Raw genomic sequence first — 23,450 nt, forward strand, 5'->3', positions numbered from 1 at the left:
GCCCTGCGCGCTCAGCCGGTACCCTGGAGCGGTCATGACCGACGTCAGCGCCGCCTCAGGCGAACACCATCCGTTGCTCGCGCAACTGTCGGCGCTCAACCACGCCCGGGTCTACGTCGACGTCGCCGTCGTGATCGTGGTGCTCGCGTTGACCAACCTGCTGGCCCACTTCACGACGCCATGGGCCAATGTCGCCGTCGTGCCTGCGGCCGCGGTCGGGCTGGTGCTGCTGGTGCGCCACCGCGGCTTGGGGTGGACCGAACTCGGGCTGGGACGCGAGCACTGGAAATCCGGCGCCGGCTACGCGGCAGCGGCGATAGCGCTGGTCGGCGCGGTGATCGCGATCGGTGCGCTGTTGCCGTGGACGCGGCCGATGTTTCTGAACGACAACTACGCGACGTTGTCCGGGGCGCTGGTCGCGTCGATGATCATCATCCCGCTGCAGACCGTGATCCCCGAAGAGCTGGCCTTCCGTGGAGTGCTGCACGGTGCGCTGGACCGGGCATGGGGGTGGCGCGGGGTGGCCGCGGCCGGTTCGCTGCTGTTCGGTCTGTGGCACATCGCCACGTCGATGGGTCTGACCGCCAGCAATGTCGGGTTCACCAAGATCCTGGGGGGTGGGATCTTCGGCATGGTCGCCGGTGTCGTCGGCGCGGTGCTGGCGACCGGAGCCGCCGGGTACGTGTTCGCCTGGCTACGGCGCCGCAGCGGCAGCCTGATCGCCCCGATCGCGTTGCACTGGTCGCTCAACGGGCTGGGGGCATTGGCGGCCGCGCTGGTGTGGCACCTGTCCTAGGGGGACAGCACCGCCGCGCCGGAGACTCGTCCTGCGCTCAGGTCGGCCAGCGCCTGGTCGGCGTTGTCGAGCGGGTACGGGCAGGTGCTGACCTCGATACGGTGGGCAGCGGCGAAGTCCAGGAACGCGTGCGCGTCGGCGCGGGTGTTCGACGTGACCGAGCGCACCTGCCGTTCCTGGAACAGATGACGCTGATAGTTCAGCGCAGGAATGTCACTGAGATGGATGCCCGCGATCGCCAGTGTGCCGCCGCGATCGAGGCCCTCCAGCGCCGGGAGCACCAGCTCGCCGACCGGCGCGAACAGGATGGCAGCGTCCAACGCCACCGGCGGCGGGTCCGCGGCGCCCTGGGCGGACGCCGCACCCAGCGCCAGCGCGAGCTCGCGGGCCTGCGCGCCCCGGGTCATCACATGCACCTCGGCGCCGTCGGCGAGGGCCACCTGCGCGGTCAGATGGGCGCTCCCACCGAAGCCGTAGATGCCCAGCCGACCGCCCGGCGGCAGCGCGGCACGCTGTAGCGCGCGGTACCCGATGATCCCGGCGCACAGTAGTGGTGCGAGCTCGGTGTCGCTGTATCCGGTAGGGAGCGGAAGCGCGAAAGCGGCCGGTACAGTGGCGAACTCGGCGTACCCGCCGTCGGCGTCCCAACCCGTGTAGCGGGAGTTCGGACAGAGGTTCTCCTGGCCGCGCAGACAGTAGCGGCACTGACCGCAGGTGTGCCGCAACCACGCGATTCCCACGCGGTCGCCCGCACTCAACTCGGTGACCGAGGCGCCGACCGCGACGACCTCTCCCACTACCTCGTGGCCGGGAACCACGTCGGGCCGATGCACCGCCAGGTCGCCCTCGGCAACGTGCAGATCGGTGCGGCAGACCCCACAGGCCAGGACCGCGACGAGCACTTCGTCGGGCCCGGGGCGCGGTACCGGCAAGCTCGCCGGGGTCAGCGGGTGGGTTTCGACAGGCCCGGGCGTGTGGACCTGCCAGGCACGCATCAGAGAGTCGCTCACGCTCTCACGATGCCGCAGTCGCGGACTCGATGCCAGGGCGCGCCGCCAGCCTGAACTGCCGTGTTTCGCCGAGGTAGGTGGTTCGACGACTCAGGTGGTTCGACGGCTCAGGTGGTTCGACGGCTCAGGTGGTTCGACCATGCAGAACGGGCACGACCAGCAGGTGGTCGTGCCCGTTCAGTGCCGGGTCAGGCCGGCGGCATCATCTCCGGGGCGGTTGCCGGGTCGATCGGGACCGGCACGCCGACCGCGGCGGGAGCCGGCGGCGGTGGTGGTGCGTTGGGATCCGGCGGCGGCGCGTTGGGGTCGGCCGGCGGTGGCGGCGCGTTCGGGTCCGCCGGGGGTGGCGGCGGAGGCGGAGCCGGTGCCCACGGCCGGATCGAGTTGGCCAGCGCAATCGCCTGATCCGTCGGGATCGGGTTGTCGGCGGTGCCCAGCCACACCACGAACCAGCGCTCCGGAGCGCGTTGTCCCCGCGGCGTACCGGGGGTCGTGGGCGTGCCGACCACCCCAGCCCAGATCTGACCGTTGGGCTTGTTGGTATCGGTGAACTTCACCTCGTAGTACGACGCGACTCCCGGCATGCCGTCGGCATCCAGCGCAACGGTCTGCTGGTTGACCCGGGTGCCCGGGAACGGCATGAAGAACTCACCCATGTCGGAGGCCAGACGCTGGGCCGCCTTGGTGTTGTCCTCCTCGGCGCCCGCGAACAGCTTCAGGTCCAGCCGGCCCAGCAGCACGCTGGTGTCGTTGGGCGGCTCGGCGCCCTCGGGGGTGACCTTGGTCAGCAGCGCCTGCCCGTAGGACAACTGTGTCGCATCGGCGACCTCCCAGCCTTCGGGTATGACATAGCTGAACCCGCCCGCGGCGTTGTTGACCCGCCCCGGTTCGGGCGCGGGCGGCGGGGGCGCGTTGGGGTCGGCCGGCGGTGCATTCGGATCCGCCGGCGGCGGCGGGGGCGCGTTGGGGTCGGCCGGGGGTGCGTTGGGATCCGCCGGTGGCGGCGGTGCAGCCGGAGGCGGGGGTGCGGCCGGTGGCGCGCCTTCGACGACGCCGGTGTCCGGCGGCGGAGGTGGCGGTTCAGGCGCGGGCTGGGCTTGGGCGACCCCCGGCAGCACCAAGGCTGCCGCAGTGACACCCGCCAGCGCCGCGAGCCCGAGAGACTTCGGGAAACCCCTGCGTCGGTGGCGATGCGCGTCCGGCTGATCCATGGGGACGAAACTACCGTGTTGCGCCCCTGACGCAAGTGAGAGTTGCTCAAAATGTGCTCAACCGAGACATTGCTGTAGCCATTGAAGGCTCAGATAGAGCTATTCTAGGGGGTTGCTACCTAGGTGTGGACAGCAGGACGCCCCCGCGCGTTGCGCGGGGGCTGCCCGGGTGAGCCGATCGGGGCCGGCCCGACGTCTCGATATGTGTTTCTCCCCCGGTTGATCGCGCGGGTCCGCGACCTCGTTACACGATGGCGGACGCCGGAGTCTGCGGGCGCCTCCGACGCGGCGCGTCGAATTTCATCCCATAGCTACTGTCCAGTAACATCGACGGTGCTCGCTGGGGGTTCAGCGTTGAACACGACAGGAGGCATCGTCCATGGATGTGCTGATCACCGGTTGCGACACCGATCTCGGACGTACGATCGCGCAGAACTTCGCCCAGGCCGGCCATGACGTCATTCTCGCAGCAGCCCGCCGGCAGGAACTCGAGGTGCTCGCCAAGGAACTCGACGTCTCCGACGACCGCATGATCGCGGTGGACAACAGCGACCCGAAAGCCCTGGCGGCGGCTCAGGCACAATTCCCGGCGTACCTCGACACGGTGGTGAACGTCCCGGCCGCGACGTGGCAGGGTGGCGATCCTCGCGCCTTCACCCTCTTCGACCACGCCATGCAGTGGCGACACATGTTCGACAGCGGTCTGGTGTCGGCCATGTTGACCGTCCAGGTTCTCGGTGATCAGCTGCGTTCGGGTGGCTCGATCATCACCGTGGTCCCCGAACCCACCAATGAAGGCAGCGCCGGCGCCGCCGTGAAGGCCGCGATCTCCGACTGGACGGCGGGACAGGCCCACCACTTCGGGATCCGGGGCATCACCGTCAACGCGGTGGCCGCCGGCCGGGGTCACGAGCCCGGTTACGACGGACTGGGCGCCGGTTCCGCGACCGTGAGCGACGAGATAGCCCGGCTGTCACTGTTTTTGACCACGCCCGCGGCTCGTCACATCACCGGCCAGACGCTGCACGTCAGCCACGGGGCCCTGGCGCACTTCGGCTGACGACCGCCACGGGCCGGCGCCAACCACCGGCGGCATGGTTTTATTCCGGGCTTCACATGTAGCGAAACGTTCACCGGTGCCTCGCCGCCGGGTCGTAGGGTCATGCAGGTGACCAGACTCGGGCTTCAGATCAACAACTTCTCCTACGGCGCATCCGGTCAAGGTGATGTCGCCGACCTGTTCCCCACCGTCGTCGCCCAGGCGCAGGAGGCCGATGCGTCCGGCTTCGACTCCGTCTTCGTGATGGACCACTTCTATCAACTGCCGGGTATCGGCACCCCCGACCAGCCGATGCTCGAGGCCTACACAGCGCTCGGTGCGCTGGCATCGGTCACCGAGCACGTGCAGCTCGGCACGTTGGTGACAGGCAACACCTATCGCAACCCAACCCTGCTGGCCAAGAACATCACCACCCTCGACGTGATCAGCCAGGGACGGGCGATCCTGGGCATCGGCACCGGATGGTTCGAGCTCGAGCACGATCAGCTCGGCTACGAGTTCGGCACGTTCACCGACCGGTTCGACAAGCTCGGCGAGGCGTTGCAGATCATTCTGCCGATGCTCAAGGGTGAGCGGCCGACCTTCTCCGGCAAGTACTACCGGGTCGAGGAGGCGATGGCCAATCCGCGCTTCCGCCAGCACATTCCGTTGATGATCGGCGGAAGCGGAGAGAAGAAGACCATTCCGCTGGCCGCGCGGCACTTCGACCACCTCAACGTCATCGCCGGATTCGACGAGCTCGCCAAGAAGGTCGAGGTGGTCAAGCAGCGGTGTGAGGCCATCGACCGCGACCCGGCGACCCTCGAGACCAGCATGCTGGTCGGCGCCGTCGTCGGAGAGGGCATCAGCCCTGACCTCATCCCCGACGATTTCAAGCAGCGCATGGTGGCCGGCAGCGTGGAGCAGATCGCCGAACAGATCCAGGCCAAGGTGCTCGACGCGGGCATCGACGGCGTGATCCTGTTCGTGCCGACTCAGACCGTGGGATACCAGCCGGGCCAGATCAGCGCCCTGGGAGAAGCGCTCAAGCCGCTTGTCGGCGGGTGAACAACCGGTGCGGTGGGTTAGCTCACCGCGCCAGCGGGAAGTACGGCCACTAACGTATCGGTTGTACTAGACGTTCACACGTCTCGGTTGAATGTGACGTTCAGACGTCTTGGTTAGATTGACGTTCACACGTCCGCGAGGAGCAGCAATGAGCCATCCCGGAGCTACGGGTTCCGATCGGCACAAGGTCGTCATCATCGGGTCCGGTTTCGGCGGTCTGACGGCGGCCAAGGAGCTCAAGAAGGCCGACGTCGACATCAAGTTGATCGCCCGAACCACTCATCACCTGTTCCAGCCGCTGCTGTACCAGGTCGCCACGGGCATCATCTCCGAAGGAGAGATCGCGCCGGCCACGCGGGTGATCCTGCGCGACCAGAAGAACGCCCAGGTGCTGCTCGGTGACGTGACGCGCATCGACCTCGAGGCCAAGACCGTCCGCTCTGAGCTGCTCGGGCACACGTACGTGACCCCGTTCGACAGCTTGATCATCGCGGCCGGTGCCGGGCAGTCCTACTTCGGCAACGACCATTTCGCCGAGTTCGCCCCCGGCATGAAGTCGATCGACGATGCGCTGGAACTGCGCGGTCGCATTCTCGGCGCGTTCGAGCAGGCCGAGCGCTCCAGTGACCCGGCCCGCCGGGAAAAGCTGCTGACGTTCGTCGTCGTCGGTGCCGGGCCCACCGGCGTCGAGATGGCCGGTCAGATCGCCGAACTGGCCGACCACACGCTCAAGGGCGCGTTCCGGCACATCGATTCGACCAAGGCGCGGGTGATCCTGCTCGACGCCGCTCCCGCGGTGCTGCCGCCGATGGGCGAGAAGCTCGGCAAGAAGGCGCAGGCCCGGCTGGAAAAGATGGGCGTCGAGATCCAGCTCAACGCGATGGTGACCGACGTCGACCGCAACGGCATCACCGTCAAGGATCCGGACGGGACCATGCGCCGGATCGAGGCGGCGTGCAAGGTCTGGTCGGCCGGGGTGTCGGCGAGCCCGCTGGGGCGGGATCTGGCTGACCAGTCCGACGTCGAACTCGACCGGGCCGGCCGCGTCAAGGTCATGCCGGACCTGTCGATCCCGGGCCACCCGAACGTGTTCGTCGTCGGAGACATGGCCGCCGTGGAGGGCGTCCCCGGCATGGCGCAGGGCGCCATCCAGGGCGCCAAATACGCGGCCAAGGCCGTCGCGGCAGGGCTCAAGGGCGCCGATCCGGCCGAACGTGAACCCTTCAACTATTTCGACAAGGGTTCGATGGCGACGGTCTCCCGTTTCAATGCGGTCGCCAAGGTCGGGCCGGTGGAGTTCGGTGGATTCATCGCCTGGTTGGCGTGGCTGGGCCTGCACCTGGTGTATCTGATCGGCTTCAAGAACAAGATCGTGACGGTGCTGTCGTGGACGATCACGTTCCTGTCGACCAACCGCGGCCAACTGACGATCACCGAACAGCAGGCCTACGCGCGGACCCGGATCGAAGAACTCGAGGACATCGCCGCGGCCGTGCAGGACACGGAGAAGGCGGCCAGCTGACGCGGGTCGTCGTCAGAGCCGCTCGCCCTGCCAGGTGGTCAGACTGCCTCCCCCGGCCAGGGCGAGCGTCACTCCCCCCGTGGTGACGTCGGCGCACGGGTAGTGGAACTCGCTCACAAACGCCAGCGGCGCAGCGAGGGCGTCGTCTGCCACGGAGCCCGCACCGAGCTCGACCCGGTGGCGCAGCAGCGCCCTGCCGTCGACGTCGGCGTGCAGTGATCCCGACCAGAAGCCTTGGCGTTCAGCGGTTCTGCCGATCTGGACACGCTCACGAAGTCGCACGCTGCCGCCGGCGGTGAGGTTCAACCGGGTGCGGGCGAAATGGCGGGAGGTGCCCGCCACGATGGTGGGCTGCGGATCCAGATCGAGCGTGCCGGCGACATCCAGGCACCACGACGCGTGTGACTCCACGCAGGCGGCCCCCGGCAGCGTCACCGTCGCCGCGGCGGTGCGCACCCGCAACCGCGCTCCCGGCTCCACCACGACCCGAAGATGGATCGTGTCGCCGCCCAATGGTGTCGCGGCCGCCGACACCAGATGCACGGTGTCCGGTCCGGTGCGCCGTGCGGCGATCCCCCCGGTGCATTCGAGTCGGGGCGAGCGGTCACACCGGGCGACGATCACGACCTCAGAGCGCATCTAGGCGTCCTGCGCAACCTGCAGTTGCGCGCGGACCCAGTCGAGCACGGCACTTGCCGCGGGGTCCTCGGTCAGCGAGATCAGCACGAACGGTCGGTCACCGCGTACCGCTGCCGCGTCGCGGCGCATGACGTCCAGGTCCGCGCCGACCATTGGCGCCAGATCGGTCTTGTTGATCACCAGCAGGTCGGAGAACGTGACGCCGGGGCCGCCCTTACGGGGCACCTTGTCGCCGCCGGCGACGTCGATGACGAAGATCTGCACGTCCACCAGGCCCGAGGAGAACGTCGCGGTGAGGTTGTCGCCGCCGGACTCCACCAGGATCAGGTCCAGGGGGCGCCCGGGCCCCGTGTGTGCCGCCAGCAGATCGTCGATCGCATCCAGATTGGCAGTGATGTCGTCGCGGATCGCGGTGTGCGGGCACCCGCCGGTCTGCACGGCGGCGATCCGCTCGTCGGGCAGAACGGCGTTGCGGCGCAGGAAGTCCGCATCCTCTGTGGTGTAGATGTCGTTGGTCAGCACCGCCAGCGACAGCTCGTCGCGCAGCTGCCGGCACAGTGCCGCCACCAGCGCGGTCTTTCCCGAACCGACAGGTCCGCCGACACCGATGCGCAGCGGCTCGCCCGGCTGGCGCACCCGGCGCGGACGGTCGGGGTGGTCGTGGGTGTGTCCGGGCGAGTCGGCCGAGAGAAAATGTGGTGGCATCGGTGGCACGGTCAGCAGCTCCTCACTGTCACGAGGCGAACAACGGGCGTTCACGGTCGAGGTGTCGCTGGGCCAAGACGTCCAGCAGTGGGTCCGAGAGGTCGGCGAGACCGGCGGCGGCCTCGGCGGCGGTCTGCTCGCACAGCGGCGCGAGCTCGAAGGTCAGCGCCGCGACGTCGCCGGGGTCGAGGGCCAGCAGCCGCTGAGCGGCGGTGGCCGAACCGGTCATCGTCGTGTACACGACCGACAGGGCGGTGTGCTCGGGGTCCAGCGCCCCCGCCGCCCCGACTGCACCCAGCGCCACCGGCAGGTGCGGCGTGGCGCCCAGCGCGCCCCAATCCGACGAGGGCCACACCCGGCGTGCCAACCGGACCAGTCCGCGCCCCTGCGCCCGGGATGCCTGGCGTGCGGCGGGAGCCGGTGTGCGGGCGTCGGTTTCGGCGTCGCCGGTGCCACCCGCCGCGGACTCGAGGGTGCCGCGGTGCACAGCGGCCGCGATCGATGCGGCCACCAACGCCGTCGTCCGGATTCGGCGCCGCAGAAATGCGGCGAGCGTCGCCAGATCCACCACCAGCCCACTGGTCACGGCTTCCTCGACCCCGCCGGAATGCACGTGACCGCCGGTGGGTAGCCGCGAGTCCGACAGCGCCAGCAGCATCGAATAGCCGGTCAGATCGGTCATCAGAACAGGAAGTAACGCTGCGCCATCGGCAGTTCGGCAGCGGGTTGTTCCTGCCACACCTCACCGTCGATCCGCACGGTGAACGTGTCCGGGTCCACCACGATGTCCGGTTGGGCGTCGTTGAGCGGCATGTCGGCCTTGCCGATCCCGCGGACGTTGTCGACCGCGACCAGGCGGCGACGCACCGCCAGCCGGTCGGCGAGACCGTCCTCGATCGCCTGCGGGGCAACGAAGTGCAGCGACGTGGCGGCCGCCGCAGCCGGCGCCGCACCGAACATCGGCCGGGGCAGGACCGGTTGCGGGGTGGGGATCGAGGCATTGGCGTCGCCCATCGCCGCCCAGGCGATCATTCCGCCCTTGAGCACCGCATGCGGACGGACACCGAAGAACGCCGGCTCCCACAGCACCAGGTCGGCCAGCTTGCCGACCTCCACCGAGCCGATGTCGCGATCCAGACCGTGAGCGACTGCAGGGCAGATCGTGTACTTGGCGACGTAGCGCATCGCCCGGTTGTTGTCCGCGCCGCGCGGTCCCCCCGAGTCGCCCGGCAGGGCGCCGCGGCGACGCTTCATCATGTGCGCGGTCTGCCACGTGCGCATGACCACCTCGCCGATGCGGCCCATCGCCTGGGCGTCGCTGCCGATCATCGAGATGGCGCCGATGTCGTGCAGCAGATCCTCGGCGGCGATGGTGGACGGTCGGATCCGGCTTTCGGCGAATGCGAGGTCCTCGGGGACATTCGGGTTCAGATGGTGGCAGACCATCAACATGTCGAGGTGCTCGTCGAGCGTGTTGACGGTGTGCGGGCGAGTCGGATTGGTCGAACTGGGCAGCACGTTGGGTTGCCCTGCGACCGTGATGATGTCCGGTGCGTGCCCTCCGCCGGCGCCCTCGGTGTGATAGGCGTGGATCGAGCGGCCCTTGATCGCGGCCAGCGTGTTCTCCACGAAGCCGGCCTCGTTGAGCGTGTCGGTGTGGATGTTGACCTGCACCCCGGCTGCCTCGGCGACGGTCAGGCAGGCGTCGATGGCGGCTGGTGTCGTACCCCAGTCTTCATGCAGCTTGAAACCCGCTGCACCGCCGCGCAACTGCTCCCACATCGCCTCTGCGCTGACGGTGTTGCCCTTGCCGAGCAGCGCCACGTTCAGCGGCCAGGTGTCCAGGGCTTCGAGCATCCTGGCCAGATGCCAGGAACCGGGGGTGACGGTGGTGGCCTTGCTTCCCTCGGCGGGACCCGTGCCGCCGGCCACGATCGTGGTGATCCCCCCGCCGAGCGCCTCGTCCATCAACTGCGGACAGATCAGGTGCACGTGACAGTCCAACGCCCCGGCCGTGACGATTCGCCCGTTGCCGGCGATGATCTCGGTCGACGGCCCCACCACCAGGTCCGGATGCACCCCGGACATGATGTCGGGGTTGCCGGCCTTGCCGATGGCGCAGATGCGGCCGTCGCGAATGCCGATGTCGGCTTTGATGATTCCCCAGTAGTCGAGGATCACCGCGCCGGTGATCACGGTGTCAGGTGCGCCGTCGGCGCGGGTGGCCCGGGACTGACCCATCGACTCGCGCAGCACTTTGCCGCCGCCGAACACCGCTTCGTCACCGGCCAGACCCGGTCCCCCGCTTCGGTCCTCGGTGATCTCGATCAGCAGATCGGTGTCGGCCAAGCGGATCCGGTCGCCGGTGGTCGGTCCGAACAGTCCGGCGTAGCGCGAGCGGGACAGCGTGGTCATCGCGGATCGTCCAATCTGCCCGGGGGGTCGAGGGTCAGGCCGTGCACTTCGCGGGTACCGGCCAACGGCACGAGCGTGACGCGTTGTGCGATCCCGGGCTCGAATCTGATGGCGGTGCCGGCGGGAATGTCGAAGCGGTATCCCCGCGCGGTAGCGCGGTCGAAATCCAGTGCGGCGTTGGCCTGTGGGACGTGGACGTGGCTGCCGACCTGCACCGGCCGGTCGCCGGTGTTGACGATGTCGAGCTCCAGCCGCGTTGCCCCCGCGTTGATCTCGATGTCGTCGTCACCGAAGACGATCTCTCCGGGTATCACTGGCGGGCTCCTTGCTCTTCGCGCGAGCGCTCATCGGGTTCCTTGCTCTTCGCGCGAGCGCTCATCGGGTTCCTTACTCTTCGCGCAAGCGCTCATCGGCGGGTCTCCTGCTCACGCGATCGGGTGGTGGACGGTGACGAGTTTGGTGCCGTCCGGGAATGTCGCCTCCACCTGGACGTCTTCCAGCATCTCGGGAATCCCGTCCATCACGTCTGCGCGAGCGAGAACTTCGCGTCCGCTGGTCATCAGCTCGGCCACCGTCCGGCCGTCGCGGGCGCCCTCGAGGATGTGGTCGGTGATCAGCGCTACCGCTTCGGGGTGATTGAGCTTGAGACCGCGGGCCTGACGGCGGCGGGCGAGTTCGGCGGCATACGAAAGGAGCAGCCGTTCCTGTTCATGCGGGGTCAGTCGCATAGTGGGCGATACTGCCACGCCGAGCCGGTGAGCGCTCGGGCGAGCAACCGGCACACGCACCCGCACTGGGGCGGGGAAGCGGGTCAGCGGCCGTTCACTCGTCGGCGATGTTCTGCAGCCGTACCTGTCCCCGCGCGACGGCACGCCCGGCGTCGTCGGTGATCGTGATCAGCCACAACTGCTGGCGGCGGCCTCGGTGGATGGGCGTGGACTCGGCGGTCACGGTGCCCCCCCGAATCGCGCGCAGGAAGTCGGTGTTGTTGTTGACACCGACCACGGTGCCACCACCGTTCTCGGACAGCCACACGTGCCCCGACACACTGGCCATGCTCTCGATCACGGCGCAGTAGACGCCGCCGTGCACGATGCCCCACGGTTGAAGCAGTTTGTCGGTGATCGGCAACGTGGCCCGGCCGCCGTCGGGGGTCATCTCCACATAGGTCAGGCCCAGTTCGGCATCGAAACCGTTGCCGAGCCCAGGGGGAAGATCAGTCACCGCTTGTGTCTACACCGCGGCCCGGCCGGTGCGGTCTCGGGGGTGGGGTGAACGTGAGGACGGGCCCCACGCTGTGCGTGGGGCCCGTCCTGTGGATGGACCGGGGGTTTCTGCAGCCCTCAGAAACTCCGGCTCGGTCCGGTGGTTCACGGTGCGACCGTTGCCATAAGCATAGGCAAGGCTGCCCTAATTAATCAAGGCCTTCCCCGTGGCAGTGCGATTCGTTCCGCGCACTGGCACGCCGAAACTGACCAGCGCATCCAGTACGGCCTGGCTGCGGCGCATGCTGGTGATCTCGCTCGCGCCCGACAGCAGCGGAATCTGGGTCGCTGCACCGACCACGGCGCCGCCGACGATGTGCCACATGGCCGAGGTCGTCATCGCTCCCCCGCTGACGTCGGCGAGCTGGGCGAAAAGCGGTGCGAGCGCTCGGTGGCTGCGATGGGCGATCCAGGTTGTCAGCGCGGCTTCGTTGGGCAGCGCGACAATGCCGTGCTGGGCAGGTCGACCCGCCCCGAGGCGCGGGCGGGCGGCGAAATGCGGGTCATCGGGCAGCGCCCGCAGCGTCGGATCGACCACTCCTACCCAGTCGATAGCGCCTTCGGAATCGACATGGACCCACAGGTTCTCGAGACCCGTGTCCCACGCTCGTCCCTCGAGCACGAGCAGCGGGACGACCCGGCCGACCACCACGTGGGCGAAGGTGGCCGCCAGTTGCTGCGCCACCGCGTATGGGCTGTCGGTTTCGGCGACGCCCGCGTCGAACATGGCTTGGAGGCGACCGGCGGTGAGGGCTTCGGTGAGTGGCCACCACCGTCGACGGGACAGGTCGCCCATGACCGCCACGCCGTAGACGCGGGGGCACTCCGGATAGAGCCCGCGCAGCCGGCGGCTCGACTCGTGGATGGGCAAGGCGTGCCTGATCGCCATGCTCGCGATGAGCGGGTCGTCGACGAGGACAGTCACGGAACCTCCAATCGTGGCATCTGAGTTAGGTTAGCCTTACTATAGTCATCGACCATGAAGGAGCTACCCCCTGTGACCGGACTCACAAGCCGCCGTGGAGGCGCGCGAGTGCCTGCCGCACCCGGATTCGGCGGCGAGCGCGTGGAGGCGGTAGCAGTCAAGATGGATACGACAATCGGTAGTAATCGCGTAGTACGCTTTGACCTACAGCGGGTAGGAGATGAACCGAAGATGGCCAAGCTGACACGGCTCGGGGACCTGGAACGGTCCGTGATGGACCATTTGTGGTCGGCCCGCGAGCCTCAGACGGTGCGTCAGGTGCACGAGGCCCTCGCTGCCCACCGCGACCTCGCGTACACCACGATCATGACGGTGCTGCAGCGCCTGGCGAAGAAGAACCTGGTGGTGCAGCACCGCGACGACCGCGCCCACAGGTACGCCCCCACCCACGGCCGCGACGAACTCGTCGCCGGGCTCATGGTCGACGCGCTGGACCAGGCCGCAGACTCGGGCAGCCGCGAGGCGGCTCTCGTCCACTTCGTCGAGCGCGTGGGCGTCGACGAGGTCGATGCGCTGCGCCGCGCACTGGCCGAACTGGAAGACAAGAACCGTGATGATCCGCCCGCTGGCGGTCCGGGCATCGCCTGAGGGACACTGGCAGCGTGTCCGCGCTGGCCTTCACCATCGTCGCCCTGCTGCTCTCGGGGCCGGTGCCTGCGTTGCTCGCGCGGGCGCGGTGGCCGATGCGGGCCCCACGCGCAGCGATCGTGCTGTGGCAGTCGGTGGCGCTGGCCGCGGTGCTCTCGGCGTTCTCTGCTGGGCTCGCCATCGCCAGCCGGCTCTTCCGGCCGGGCTCTGACGGGCGCCCCACGGCGACATTGACCGGCGCCGTCGACACCCTGGGGTGGCCGTTGTGGACGCTGCACGTCGCGGTGCTGACCCTCACGCTGCTGATCGGTGCCCGGTTGACCGCGTCGGTCCTCAACGTCGCCATCGCGACCCGCCGCCGACGTGCACATCACCGAATGGTCGTCGACCTGGTGTCCTCCCCGGGGCGGGCCGTGCCTGCGCTGCGCACCCGCTGTAGCGCTCCGGTGCCCGGTCACGGGCTGCGCATCCTCGATGTCGACCAGCCACTGGCCTACTGCCTGCCAGGGGTTCGCAGCCGCGTGGTGCTCAGCGAAGGTGCTCTGAACACACTGTCCGATCAGGAGATCGCGGCGATCCTCTCCCACGAGCGAGCTCACCTTCGCGCCCGCCACGACCTGGTCCTGGAGATGTTCACGGCCGTCCACGCGGCGTTCCCGCGCCTGGTGCGCAGCGGCAATGCCCTGACCGCGGTCCGGCTGCTGATCGAGTTGCTCGCCGACGACGCCGCCGTCCGCAACACCGGCCCCACCCCGCTCGCGCGGGCTTTGGTGGCCTGCGCATCGGCGCGCGCGCCCCGCGGCGCGCTGGCCGCAGGCGGCCCGACGACCGTGGTCCGGGTGCAACGACTGGCCGGTGCGCCGAACAGCCGGGTCGTCGCGGCCGGGGCCTACACCGCCGCAGTGGCCAATCTCGTCGTTCCCACCGTCGCGGTGGCCGTGCCCTGGCTGACAGAACTCCATCGACTCTTCATCGCGTAGATGTTGAACACCCCGCACCCGTGGTCATCTCGCACCCATGGTCTTCTCGTCCACGTCATCCCCGTCCACGTGATCGACGTGATCACTGCGTGAACGTGGTCAGTACGCAAGAGTGGTCGAGGTGACCGCGTCCTCCGTCCGCACCATCCGCCAACGAAAGGCTGCTGCATGAGCGACTCTGCTTCTCCTGCCACCGGGACCGCCCAGATCGGAGTGACCGGGCTGGCCGTGATGGGGTCGAACATCGCCCGCAATTTCGCCCGGCACGGCTACACGGTCGCACTGCACAACCGCTCCGTGGCCAAAACCGACGCCCTGCTCGCCGAGCACGGCGCCGACGGCAACTTCGTGCGCAGCGAGACCATCGCCGAATTCCTCGACGCGCTGGAGAAGCCGCGGCGTGTGCTCATCATGGTCAAAGCCGGTGAGCCCACCGACGCGGTCATCAACGAACTCGCCGACGCCATGGACGACGGCGACATCATCATCGACGGTGGCAATGCGCTGTACACCGACACGATCCGGCGCGAGAAGGCCATGCGGGAGCGCGGACTGCACTTCGTCGGCGCGGGTATCTCCGGTGGTGAGGAAGGGGCCCTCAACGGCCCGTCGATCATGCCGGGCGGGCCCGCGGAGTCCTACAAGTCGCTCGGGCCGCTGCTCGAGGAGATCTCCGCCCACGTGGACGGCGTGCCCTGCTGCACGCACATCGGCCCCGACGGCGCCGGCCATTTCGTCAAGATGGTGCACAACGGCATCGAGTACTCCGACATGCAGCTGATCGGTGAGGCCTACCAGTTGCTGCGCGACGCCCTCGGCATGAGCGCCACCCAGATCGCCGACGTCTTCGACGAATGGAACTCCGGGGACCTGGACAGCTTCCTGGTCGAGATCACCGCCAAGGTGCTGCGCCAGACCGACGCCAAGACCGGCAAGCCGCTGGTCGATGTGATCCTCGACGAGGCCGAGCAGAAAGGCACCGGCCGCTGGACGGTGAAGTCCGCCCTCGATCTGGGGGTCCCCGTCACCGGCATCGCCGAAGCGGTCTTCGCCCGTGCGCTGTCCGGGTCGGTGACGCAACGTACCGCCACGACCGGGCTGGCGTCCGGCGACCTCGGCGGTAAACCCGGCGACGCCGGGCAGTTCGTCGAGGACATCCGCCAGGCGCTCTACGCGTCGAAGATCATCGCCTACGCGCAGGGTTTCAACCAGATCCAGGCCGGCAGCGCCGAGTACGACTGGAACATCGCACCGGGCGACATGGCACGGATCTGGCGCGGTGGCTGCATCATCCGTGCCAAGTTCCTCAACCGCATCACCGAGGCGTTCGACGAGGATCCCGACCTGCCGTCGTTGATCGTCGCCCCGTACTTCCGCTCGGCGATCGAGGCGGCCATCGACAGCTGGCGCCGTGTCGTGGTCACCGCGACCCAGCTGGGCATCCCCATTCCCGGCTTCTCGTCGGCGCTGTCGTACTACGACGGGCTGCGGACCGAGCGGCTGCCGGCGGCCCTGACCCAGGGGTTGCGCGACTTCTTCGGCGCCCACACCTACGGCCGTATCGACGCCGACCGGGACAAGCGCTTCCACACCCTGTGGAGTGGCGACCTCAGCGAGGTGGAGGCCTGACGCTCCTGCGACAAGCCTGTCCGCGCCGAGTCTGCGGCGAGATCGTCGTGAGCCCGCAGAGTGCGATCTCCGCGCAGACTCGACGATCCACCGGCGCATAGACTCGACGGCGATGAAGTTCCTCGACGGCCACCGGCCGCCTTATGACCTGACCTACGACGACGTCTTCATCGTGCCGGGGCGCTCGGACGTGCCGTCGCGCTTCGACGTCGACCTGTCCACGGTGGACGGATCGGGGACGACGATCCCGGTGGTCGTGGCCAACATGACCGCCGTGGCCGGCAAGCGCATGGCCGAGACGGTGGCGCGCCGGGGTGGAATCGTCGTTCTGCCCCAAGACCTTCCGCTGGTGGCGGTCAAGCACACCGTCGACTTCGTCAAGAGCCGCGACCTCGTGGTGGACACCCCGGTCACGCTGGCCCCGGACGCCTCGGTCTCCGATGCCCTCGCCCTGATCCACAAGCGGGCCCACGGGGCCGCGGTCGTCGTCTTCGAGAACCGCCCCATCGGACTCGTCACGGAGGCGACCTGCCGCGGCGTGGACCGGTTCACCCGGGTACGGGACGTGGCGACGCCGGACTTCGTCTCCGCTCCGGTCGGTACCGATCCGCGCAAGGTGTTCGACCTGCTCGAACACGCCCACATCGACGTGGCGGTGCTCACCGAAGCCGATGGTGGTCTCGCCGGCGTGCTCACCCGCCTGGGCGCGGTCCGGGCCGGCATCTACACCCCCGCAGTCGACCGAGACGGCCGGCTGCGCGTCGCGGCTGCGGTCGGTATCAACGGTGACGTCGCCTCCAAGGCCCGCGACCTCGCCGAGGCCGGTGTCGACCTCCTGGTCATCGACACCGCACACGGCCATCAGCAGCGGATGATCGACGCGGTGGAGGCGGTCTCCAGCCTGGAGCTCGGTGTGCCTCTGGCCGCCGGGAACGTCGTCTCCGCGGCCGGAACCCGCGATCTGATCAACGCCGGGGCCTCCATCGTCAAGGTCGGAGTCGGGCCGGGCGCGATGTGCACCACCCGGATGATGACCGGCGTGGGTCGCCCGCAGTTCTCGGCCGTCGTCGAATGCTCGGCTGCCGCACGAGAACTCGACGGTCACGTGTGGGCCGACGGCGGTGTGCGGCACCCGCGCGACGTCGCGCTGGCATTGGCTGCCGGTGCCTCGAACGTCATGATCGGATCCTGGTTCTCCGGCACCTACGAGTCCCCGGGCGACCTGCTGCACGATCGCGACGACCAGCCCTACAAGGAGAGCTACGGCATGGCGTCCAAGCGTGCGGTCGCCGCGCGAACCGCGGCCGACAGCCCGTTCGACCGGGCCCGCAAGGCGCTGTTCGAGGAGGGCATCTCGACCTCGCGGATGAATCTCGATCCAGCTCGCGGCGGCGTCGAGGACCTCATCGACCACATCACGTCGGGGGTACGCAGCACCTGCACCTACGTCGGTGCCCACACGCTGCCCGAACTGCACGAGAACGTGGTTCTCGGCGTCCAGTCCGCCGCCGGATTCGCCGAGGGGCATCCGCTTCCCACCGGATGGTGAGCCGGCAGCCCTGACCCGGTGCCGCGTTGTGCTGGTGTTTGGGGTCGGCCGTATTCGGCTAGCATGTGGAGGACTTCGGACGGCTGCCCGAGATCTGCGCACGAGCCGATCCGAAGCGTTGCGTAATTCGAAGAAAGGGATCAGGTGCCGCAGGCACTGGACGGCGGCCCGTCCGAGCCGGTTGTGATCGCCGAACCGGCCGATCACGAACCCGCCGAGGCCGAACCCTCCTCTAGTCAGCCGGGCGTATGGCCCGGCTTCCCCGGTGACGTCGCGGGAGCGATTCGATGAACGCCGCCATGACGGTGCTGTCGCTGGTGGCGTTCGTACTGCTCACCGCAGGGACCGCGGTGTTCGTCGCCGCCGAATTCTCCCTCACCGCGCTGGAACGCAGCACCGTCGAAGCCAACGTCCGCAGCGGTGACCGGCGCGACCAGATGGTGCAGCGCGCTCACCGGACACTGTCCACCCAGCTTTCCGGCGCCCAGGTCGGCATCTCCATCACCACACTGGCCACCGGTTTCCTGGCCGAACCCGTCGTCGCCCGGCTCATCGCCCCCGGACTGACCGCACTAGGCCTGCCCGAGCAATTCGTCAGCGGTGTCGCCCTCGCGCTGGCCATCTTGATCGCCACCTCGCTGTCGATGGTGTTCGGCGAATTGGTTCCGAAGAACCTCGCCGTGGCCCGCCCGGTGCCGACCGCGCGCTGGTCAGCCGGGCCGCAGCTGCTGTTCTCGCTGGTGTTCACCCCCCTGATCCGGCTGACCAACGGCACCGCGAACTGGATCCTGCGCCGGATGGGTATCGAACCCGCCGAAGAGTTGCGCTCGGCCCGCTCCCCGCAGGAGCTGGTGTCGTTGGTGCGCACCTCCGCGCGCAGCGGCTCGTTGGATCCCGTCACCGCCGTGCTGGTGGACCGCTCGCTGCAGTTCGGTGTCCGCACCGCCGAAGAACTGATGACGCCCCGCTCGATGATCGAATCGCTGGAAGCCGACGACACCGTGGCCGACCTCAGCGAGGCGGCCGTACGCACCGGGCATTCCCGCTTCCCCGTCATCCGGGGCGACCTCGACGAGACCATCGGCATGGTGCACGTCAAACAGGTCTTCGCCGTCCCGCACGCCCAGCGCTCGGCGACCCGGTTGTCCGATCTGGCCCAGCCGGTGACCAAGGTGCCTTCCACCCTCGACGGTGATGCCGTGATGTCGGAGGTTCGCGCGAACGGCCTGCAGACCGCTCTGGTCGTCGACGAGTACGGCGGTACCGCGGGCATGGTGACCGTGGAGGACCTCATCGAGGAGATCGTCGGCGACGTCCGCGACGAACACGACGTCGAACCACCCGACGTCGTGCAGGCCGGCCGGGACTGGCACGTTTCCGGGCTGCTGCGCATCGACGAAGTCGCCGAGGGCACGGCCTTCCGCGCGCCCGAAGGCGACTACGAGACCATTGGCGGGTTGGTCCTGGAGAAACTCGGCCACATCCCCGAGGAAGGTGAATCGGTGGAGCTGACCGCCTTCGACCCGGACGGGATGGTCGAAGACCCGATTCGCTGGCGGGCCACCGTGGTCACGATGGACGGCCGTCGCATCGACACCCTGCGGTTGACCGAACTCGGCCGGGGAGGTGAGCACCAGGATGGGTGACATCTTCGGGGTCCTGCTCACCTTCGTGCTGCTCGCGGCCAACGCGTTCTTCGTCGGCTCGGAGTTCGCGTTGATCTCCGCGCGGCGCGACCGGCTCGAGGCGCTGGCCGAGCAGGGCAAGAAGAGCGCCGTCACGGTCATCCGGGCCGGCGAGAATCTGTCGTTGATGCTGGCTGGAGCCCAGCTGGGCATCACGATCTGCTCGATCCTGCTCGGCCGGGTGGCCGAGCCCGCGGTCGCGCATCTGCTCGAAGAGCCGTTCGGGCTGCTGGGCATCCCCGACGCGCTGTTGCACACGGTGTCGTTCGTCGTGGCGCTGTCGATCGTGGTGACGCTGCACGTGCTGCTCGGCGAGATGGTGCCCAAGAACATCGCCATCGCCGGTCCCGAGTCCACCGCGATGCTGCTCATCCCGATCTACCTGGTGTACATCCGTCTCGCGCGCCCGTTCATCGCGTTCTACAACTGGTGTGCCAACACCACGCTGCGAGCGTTCGGGGTGGAACCCAAAGACGAACTCGACGTCACCGTCTCCACCGTCGAACTGTCGGAGATGATCGCCGAATCGCTGTCCGAGGGGCTGCTGGACCCCGAGGAACACAGCAGGCTCACCCGGGCGCTGCAGATCCGCAACCGCGTGGTCAACGACGTCGCGCTGCCCCTGGCCCAGATCCGCGCCGTCCCCGTCGCCCACGTCGGTGCGGGACCCACCGTGGGAGCCATCGAACAGGCACTGGTCGAGACGGGCTACTCACGCTTCCCCGTCGCCGACCCCGACGGCGCCTTCGTCGGCTACCTGCACATCAAGGATGTGCTGCCGCACGTCGACGATGCCCGCAACGGGCAGACCGTGCTCAGTTCCGACATGATCCGCCCGCTACCCCGCGTGCCTGCGTCGTTGCCGCTGCCCGACGGGCTGACCCGGCTGCGCCGCAACAACGCTCACCTGGCGCTCGTCACCGACGCCGACGGTGCCGTCACCGCGGTGGTCGCGCTCGAAGATCTCGTCGAGGACCTGGTGGGCACGGTGCGTGACGGCACCCACCGTGTTTGATTCGCGGCTCGCCGCGTGGCCTGATTCGCGGCTCGCCGCTGACTCCCATTCGCGGCTCGCCGCTGGGCCTGATTCGCGGCTCGCCGCTGACTCCCCTTCGCGGCTCGCCGCGGGGCTCGATTCGCGGCTCGCCGCTGACTCTCATTCTCGGCTCGCCGAGGGCGACTGGCTCGAGCGCGAGCGCGCCCACCTCACCCGCGTCGACGCCTTTCTGCAACCCCACCTCGCCCGGCGGCGGGCCGGTGTCGCCCATCCGGTGTACGACTTCCTCTTCACCTACTACAGCCTGCGGCCGCGCCAACTGCGCGTGTGGCACCCCGGATTCGGCGTCGTGCTGGGCGGCCCCGGCGCCCGGCGTTACCTGTCGCGCGCCGGCTACACCCAGACGAACGATGGGGTCACGGTCAGTCGTGAATATCTTCACGGGCGCGCGGACACTGTGAGATTCATCGCCGACCTGCTGGCCGCGACCGCGGCGCGACCTCCGCGGTTCAACTGCTTCGGATTGCACGAATGGGCCATGGTGTACCGGTCGCCGACCCTGCGACACCAGAGCGTTCCGCTGCGGCTGGGTGCTGACGGAACCGATGCGGTGGTCGAATCGATGCCGTTGCGGTGCACGCATTTCGACGCCTACCGGTTCTTCACCGAACCCGCCGCGCGCCGCAATGCGTCGCACCTGACCCGCTCCGGCCAGGTCGACGCCGAACAGCCCGGCTGCGTCCACGCGGGGATGGACCTCTACAAGTGGGCGTTCAAGCTCGGTCCCCTCGTCGAATCCGAGCTCGTCCTGGCGTGCCTGGACCTTGCCGTCGACGCCCGCGTGCTGGACATGAGGGCCAGCCCCTACGATCTTCGGGGCTACGGATTCGCGCCGATCGCCGTCGAGACCTCCGGTGGTCGGCGCGAGTACGCGCGAGGACAGCTCGAGCTGACCGAGCGGGCCGGACCGTTGCGGGCCGCGCTGCTGGACCGGTGCACCGAACTCGTGGGCACCGCCACCGGCGAATAGGCCTGTTACCGGTGGGTAAGCTGGTTCGACGACACTGCAGACGGCATGGCGCCCCGGGCGCGCGTGCAGGCTAGGGAGGAATCATGACCGAGCGCGTGACGGTGGGTAACCTGCGTGTCGCCCCGGTGCTGTACGACTTCGTCAACAACGAGGCGCTGCCGGGCACCGACATCGATCCGGACACCTTCTGGTCCGGTGTGGACAAGGTCGTGGCCGACCTGACGCCGAAGAACCAGGAACTGCTGGCCCGCCGCGACGATTTGCAGGCGCAGATCGACAAATGGCACCGCGCCCGGGTCATCGGCGGGTTCTCCGCCGACGAGTACAAGCAGTTCCTCGTCGACATCGGCTATCTGGAGCCCGAACCGGACGACTTCACCATCTCCACCGCCGGCGTCGACGACGAGATCACCACGACTGCCGGTCCGCAGCTGGTCGTCCCCATCCTCAACGCGCGCTTCGCCCTCAACGCCGCGAACGCGCGGTGGGGGTCGCTGTACGACGCGCTCTACGGCACCGACGTGATCTCCGAGGAGGACGGCGCGGAGCCCGGCACCAGCTACAACCCGGTGCGTGGTGACAAGGTGATCGCCTACGCGCGCCGCTTCCTCGACGGAGCGGTTCCGCTGGCGTCGGGCTCATGGTCGGACATCACCGGTGTCACGGTGGCCGACGGCGCGGTTGCCGCCGGCCTCGACGACGGCGGTTCCGTGGGGCTGCAGGCACCTGAACAGTTCGTCGGCTACCTCGGCGACGCCGAATCGCCCACCGCCGTGCTGCTGGTCAACAACGGCCTGCACGTCGAGATCCTCATCGACCCCGACTCCCCCATCGGTTCCACCGACAAGGCCGGCATCAAGGACGTCGTGCTGGAGTCCGCGATCACCACCATCATGGACTTCGAGGACTCCGTCGCCGCGGTCGACGCCGACGACAAGGTCGTCGGATACCGCAACTGGCTCGGCCTCAACCGCGGCGACCTCAGCGAAGAGGTCAGCAAGGGCGACAAGACGTTCACCCGGGTGCTCAACGAGGACCGCACCTACACCGGTGCCGACGGTGGCGAGGTGACGCTGCCCGGGCGCAGCCTGATGTTCGTGCGCAACGTCGGGCACCTGATGACCAACGACGCCATCACCGACTCCGAGGGTCACGAGGTGCCCGAAGGCATTCAGGACGCGCTGTTCACCAGCCTGATCGCCATCCACGGGCTGCGCAGTGGCGCCGACAACGACGGGGCCAACGGCCCGCTGGTCAACAGCCGCACCGGCTCCATCTACATCGTCAAGCCCAAGATGCACGGACCGGACGAAGTCGCGTTCACGTGCGAACTGTTCAGCCGCGTCGAGGATGTGCTCGGCCTGCCGCAGAACACCCTCAAGGTCGGCATCATGGACGAGGAGCGCCGCACCACGGTCAACCTCAAGGCCTGCATCAAAGCCGCCGCCGACCGTGTGGTGTTCATCAACACCGGATTCCTGGACCGCACCGGCGACGAGATCCACACGTCGATGGACGCCGGCCCGATGATCCGCAAGGGTGCGATGAAGTCCACCGACTGGATCAAGGCCTACGAGAACCAGAACGTCGACATCGGTCTGGAAACCGGATTCTCCGGGCGGGCTCAGATCGGCAAGGGCATGTGGGCGATGACCGAGTTGATGGCCGACATGGTCGAGCAGAAGATCGGTCAGCCCAAGGCCGGCGCGACCACCGCGTGGGTGCCCTCGCCGACTGCGGCGACCCTGCACGCCATGCATTACCACGAGGTCGACGTCTACGCGGTGCATCGGGAACTGGCCGGTGAGAAACGGTCTTCGGTCGACGAGCTGCTGACGATTCCGTTGGCCAAGGAGCTCGCCTGGGCCCCGGAGGAGATCCGCGAGGAGGTCGACAACAACTGTCAGTCGATCCTCGGGTACGTGGTGCGCTGGATCGACGCCGGCGTCGGTTGCTCCAAAGTCCCCGACATCCACGATGTCGCATTGATGGAGGACCGCGCGACCCTGCGGATCTCCAGCCAGCTGCTCGCCAACTGGTTGCGCCATGGTGTGATCACCGAAGACGACGTCAAGGCGAGCCTGCGCCGGATGGCCGCAGTGGTCGACGAGCAGAACGCCAAGGATCCGGAATTCCGGCCGATGGCATCCGACCCCGAGAACAACATCGCTCTGCAAGCGGCGCAGGAGCTCATCCTGGCCGGCGGGGAGCAGCCCAACGGCTACACCGAGCCGATCCTGCACCGCCGTCGCCGAGAGTTCAAGGCAGCAAACAACGTTGGCTGACGCAGGCATTCCAGCTCTGATGATCGCAGTGACCCCGAAAGATCGTGGGCGG

The 23,450-nt window shown here is 68.4% G+C and carries 22 protein-coding genes; 12 read left to right on the forward strand and 10 right to left on the reverse strand.

Going from position 1 to position 23,450, the window contains the following annotated elements; translation table 11 throughout:
* Positions 1-34: 34 nt before the first annotated feature.
* Positions 35-796 carry a CPBP family intramembrane glutamic endopeptidase gene (locus tag ACEWX3_RS14570; protein ID WP_207067313.1) on the forward strand — a complete coding sequence of 254 codons (762 nt, stop codon included), beginning with the start codon at positions 35-37 and terminating at the stop codon, positions 794-796.
* Here ACEWX3_RS14570 and ACEWX3_RS14575 read toward each other — a convergent pair.
* Both ACEWX3_RS14575 and ACEWX3_RS14580 read right to left on the reverse strand, forming a co-directional pair.
* Positions 793-1,791: a zinc-binding alcohol dehydrogenase family protein gene (locus ACEWX3_RS14575; protein ID WP_374159860.1), complete on the reverse strand. Its 999-nt coding sequence runs from the start codon at positions 1,789-1,791 to the stop codon at positions 793-795. The genes ACEWX3_RS14570 and ACEWX3_RS14575 overlap by 4 nt on opposite strands.
* 203 nt (positions 1,792-1,994) lie before the next feature.
* Entirely contained in the window at positions 1,995-3,017 is a 1,023-nt protein-coding gene (locus ACEWX3_RS14580; protein WP_374156930.1) for an APA family fibronectin-binding glycoprotein, read from the reverse strand.
* Positions 3,018-3,396: 379 nt separating this feature from the next.
* Here ACEWX3_RS14580 and ACEWX3_RS14585 point away from each other — a divergent pair, with 379 nt between their 5' ends.
* The 3 genes from ACEWX3_RS14585 to ACEWX3_RS14595 all read left to right on the forward strand — a co-directional run bounded on the left by ACEWX3_RS14585 (position 3,397) and on the right by ACEWX3_RS14595 (position 6,646).
* Positions 3,397-4,077 carry an SDR family oxidoreductase gene (locus tag ACEWX3_RS14585; protein ID WP_374156931.1) on the forward strand — a complete coding sequence of 227 codons (681 nt, stop codon included), beginning with the start codon at positions 3,397-3,399 and terminating at the stop codon, positions 4,075-4,077.
* Positions 4,078-4,185: 108 nt separating this feature from the next.
* The gene (locus tag ACEWX3_RS14590; protein ID WP_374156932.1) at positions 4,186-5,124 is read left to right on the forward strand and encodes an LLM class F420-dependent oxidoreductase; all 939 of its coding nucleotides are present in this window, start codon (positions 4,186-4,188) and stop codon (positions 5,122-5,124) included.
* Between the two features lie 148 nt (positions 5,125-5,272).
* The gene (locus ACEWX3_RS14595) at positions 5,273-6,646 is read left to right on the forward strand and encodes an NAD(P)/FAD-dependent oxidoreductase (protein ID WP_207069328.1); all 1,374 of its coding nucleotides are present in this window, start codon (positions 5,273-5,275) and stop codon (positions 6,644-6,646) included.
* Between the two features lie 12 nt (positions 6,647-6,658).
* Here ACEWX3_RS14595 and ACEWX3_RS14600 read toward each other — a convergent pair whose 3' ends face one another.
* The 8 genes from ACEWX3_RS14600 to ACEWX3_RS14635 form a co-directional block, all read right to left on the reverse strand.
* On the reverse strand, positions 6,659-7,285 hold the full coding sequence (locus ACEWX3_RS14600) for an urease accessory protein UreD (RefSeq protein WP_374156933.1): 627 nt from the start codon (positions 7,283-7,285) through the stop codon (positions 6,659-6,661).
* Positions 7,286-7,990, reverse strand: coding sequence for an urease accessory protein UreG (ureG, locus tag ACEWX3_RS14605; RefSeq protein ID WP_207069330.1), 705 nt, complete (start codon positions 7,988-7,990; stop codon positions 7,286-7,288).
* A 28-nt stretch (positions 7,991-8,018) separates the two neighbouring features.
* Positions 8,019-8,672: an urease accessory protein UreF gene (locus ACEWX3_RS14610; protein ID WP_374156934.1), complete on the reverse strand. Its 654-nt coding sequence runs from the start codon at positions 8,670-8,672 to the stop codon at positions 8,019-8,021.
* Positions 8,672-10,405, reverse strand: a complete 1,734-nt coding sequence (locus tag ACEWX3_RS14615; protein WP_207069331.1) for an urease subunit alpha — start codon at positions 10,403-10,405, stop codon at positions 8,672-8,674. Before ACEWX3_RS14615 ends, ACEWX3_RS14610 begins: the two co-directional genes overlap by 1 nt.
* On the reverse strand, positions 10,402-10,719 hold the full coding sequence (locus ACEWX3_RS14620; protein ID WP_152517332.1) for an urease subunit beta: 318 nt from the start codon (positions 10,717-10,719) through the stop codon (positions 10,402-10,404). Before ACEWX3_RS14620 ends, ACEWX3_RS14615 begins: the two co-directional genes overlap by 4 nt.
* Before the next feature lie 111 nt (positions 10,720-10,830).
* On the reverse strand, positions 10,831-11,133 hold the full coding sequence (locus ACEWX3_RS14625; protein ID WP_207067960.1) for an urease subunit gamma: 303 nt from the start codon (positions 11,131-11,133) through the stop codon (positions 10,831-10,833).
* A gap of 94 nt (positions 11,134-11,227) precedes the next feature.
* On the reverse strand, positions 11,228-11,629 hold the full coding sequence (locus ACEWX3_RS14630; RefSeq protein ID WP_221357595.1) for a PaaI family thioesterase: 402 nt from the start codon (positions 11,627-11,629) through the stop codon (positions 11,228-11,230).
* Positions 11,630-11,815: 186 nt separating this feature from the next.
* On the reverse strand, positions 11,816-12,595 hold the full coding sequence (locus tag ACEWX3_RS14635) for an iron reductase (protein WP_374156935.1): 780 nt from the start codon (positions 12,593-12,595) through the stop codon (positions 11,816-11,818).
* Positions 12,596-12,826: 231 nt separating this feature from the next.
* Between ACEWX3_RS14635 and ACEWX3_RS14640 the strand changes: the two genes are divergently transcribed.
* From ACEWX3_RS14640 to ACEWX3_RS14675, 8 genes are all read left to right on the forward strand, one after another.
* The gene (locus tag ACEWX3_RS14640) at positions 12,827-13,243 is read left to right on the forward strand and encodes a BlaI/MecI/CopY family transcriptional regulator (RefSeq protein WP_207067963.1); all 417 of its coding nucleotides are present in this window, start codon (positions 12,827-12,829) and stop codon (positions 13,241-13,243) included.
* 14 nt (positions 13,244-13,257) lie between these two features.
* Positions 13,258-14,223 (forward strand): M56 family metallopeptidase, encoded by a 966-nt coding sequence (locus tag ACEWX3_RS14645; protein ID WP_207067964.1) that lies wholly within the window; start codon positions 13,258-13,260, stop codon positions 14,221-14,223.
* Positions 14,224-14,391: 168 nt separating this feature from the next.
* The gene (gndA, locus tag ACEWX3_RS14650) at positions 14,392-15,852 is read left to right on the forward strand and encodes an NADP-dependent phosphogluconate dehydrogenase (protein WP_374156936.1); all 1,461 of its coding nucleotides are present in this window, start codon (positions 14,392-14,394) and stop codon (positions 15,850-15,852) included.
* A 112-nt stretch (positions 15,853-15,964) separates the two neighbouring features.
* The gene (locus ACEWX3_RS14655; protein WP_207067966.1) at positions 15,965-17,401 is read left to right on the forward strand and encodes a GuaB1 family IMP dehydrogenase-related protein; all 1,437 of its coding nucleotides are present in this window, start codon (positions 15,965-15,967) and stop codon (positions 17,399-17,401) included.
* Positions 17,402-17,688: 287 nt separating this feature from the next.
* A complete protein-coding gene (locus tag ACEWX3_RS14660) occupies positions 17,689-19,047 on the forward strand; it encodes a hemolysin family protein (protein ID WP_207067967.1) in 1,359 nt (452 codons plus the stop codon).
* Positions 19,040-20,101 (forward strand): hemolysin family protein, encoded by a 1,062-nt coding sequence (locus ACEWX3_RS14665; RefSeq protein WP_207067968.1) that lies wholly within the window; start codon positions 19,040-19,042, stop codon positions 20,099-20,101. Before ACEWX3_RS14660 ends, ACEWX3_RS14665 begins: the two co-directional genes overlap by 8 nt.
* On the forward strand, positions 20,079-21,113 hold the full coding sequence (locus ACEWX3_RS14670) for a 3-methyladenine DNA glycosylase (RefSeq protein WP_374156937.1): 1,035 nt from the start codon (positions 20,079-20,081) through the stop codon (positions 21,111-21,113). Before ACEWX3_RS14665 ends, ACEWX3_RS14670 begins: the two co-directional genes overlap by 23 nt.
* A gap of 83 nt (positions 21,114-21,196) precedes the next feature.
* Positions 21,197-23,398, forward strand: a complete 2,202-nt coding sequence (locus ACEWX3_RS14675) for a malate synthase G (RefSeq protein ID WP_221357600.1) — start codon at positions 21,197-21,199, stop codon at positions 23,396-23,398.
* Positions 23,399-23,450: the final 52 nt, after the last annotated feature.

Origin of the sequence: Mycobacterium sp. G7A2 (assembly GCF_041902445.1) — a bacterium.
In the GTDB taxonomy this organism is placed as follows: Bacteria; Actinomycetota; Actinomycetes; order Mycobacteriales; family Mycobacteriaceae; genus Mycobacterium.

Excerpts from the sequence above, each read along its gene's own strand:
- ACEWX3_RS14570 (WP_207067313.1), top strand. The coding sequence starts at position 35 with ATGACCGACGTCAGCGCCGCCTCAGGCGAACACCATCCGTTGCTCGCG.
- ACEWX3_RS14575 (WP_374159860.1), bottom strand. The coding sequence starts at position 1,791 with ATGCGTGCCTGGCAGGTCCACACGCCCGGGCCTGTCGAAACCCACCCG.
- ACEWX3_RS14580 (WP_374156930.1), bottom strand. The coding sequence starts at position 3,017 with ATGGATCAGCCGGACGCGCATCGCCACCGACGCAGGGGTTTCCCGAAG.
- ACEWX3_RS14585 (WP_374156931.1), top strand. The coding sequence starts at position 3,397 with ATGGATGTGCTGATCACCGGTTGCGACACCGATCTCGGACGTACGATC.
- ACEWX3_RS14595 (WP_207069328.1), top strand. The coding sequence starts at position 5,273 with ATGAGCCATCCCGGAGCTACGGGTTCCGATCGGCACAAGGTCGTCATC.
- ACEWX3_RS14600 (WP_374156933.1), bottom strand. The coding sequence starts at position 7,285 with ATGCGCTCTGAGGTCGTGATCGTCGCCCGGTGTGACCGCTCGCCCCGA.
- ureG (WP_207069330.1), bottom strand. The coding sequence starts at position 7,990 with ATGCCACCACATTTTCTCTCGGCCGACTCGCCCGGACACACCCACGAC.
- ACEWX3_RS14610 (WP_374156934.1), bottom strand. The coding sequence starts at position 8,672 with ATGACCGATCTGACCGGCTATTCGATGCTGCTGGCGCTGTCGGACTCG.
- ACEWX3_RS14615 (WP_207069331.1), bottom strand. The coding sequence starts at position 10,405 with ATGACCACGCTGTCCCGCTCGCGCTACGCCGGACTGTTCGGACCGACC.
- ACEWX3_RS14625 (WP_207067960.1), bottom strand. The coding sequence starts at position 11,133 with ATGCGACTGACCCCGCATGAACAGGAACGGCTGCTCCTTTCGTATGCC.
- ACEWX3_RS14640 (WP_207067963.1), top strand. The coding sequence starts at position 12,827 with ATGGCCAAGCTGACACGGCTCGGGGACCTGGAACGGTCCGTGATGGAC.
- gndA (WP_374156936.1), top strand. The coding sequence starts at position 14,392 with ATGAGCGACTCTGCTTCTCCTGCCACCGGGACCGCCCAGATCGGAGTG.
- ACEWX3_RS14655 (WP_207067966.1), top strand. The coding sequence starts at position 15,965 with ATGAAGTTCCTCGACGGCCACCGGCCGCCTTATGACCTGACCTACGAC.
- ACEWX3_RS14660 (WP_207067967.1), top strand. The coding sequence starts at position 17,689 with ATGAACGCCGCCATGACGGTGCTGTCGCTGGTGGCGTTCGTACTGCTC.
- ACEWX3_RS14665 (WP_207067968.1), top strand. The coding sequence starts at position 19,040 with ATGGGTGACATCTTCGGGGTCCTGCTCACCTTCGTGCTGCTCGCGGCC.
- ACEWX3_RS14675 (WP_221357600.1), top strand. The coding sequence starts at position 21,197 with ATGACCGAGCGCGTGACGGTGGGTAACCTGCGTGTCGCCCCGGTGCTG.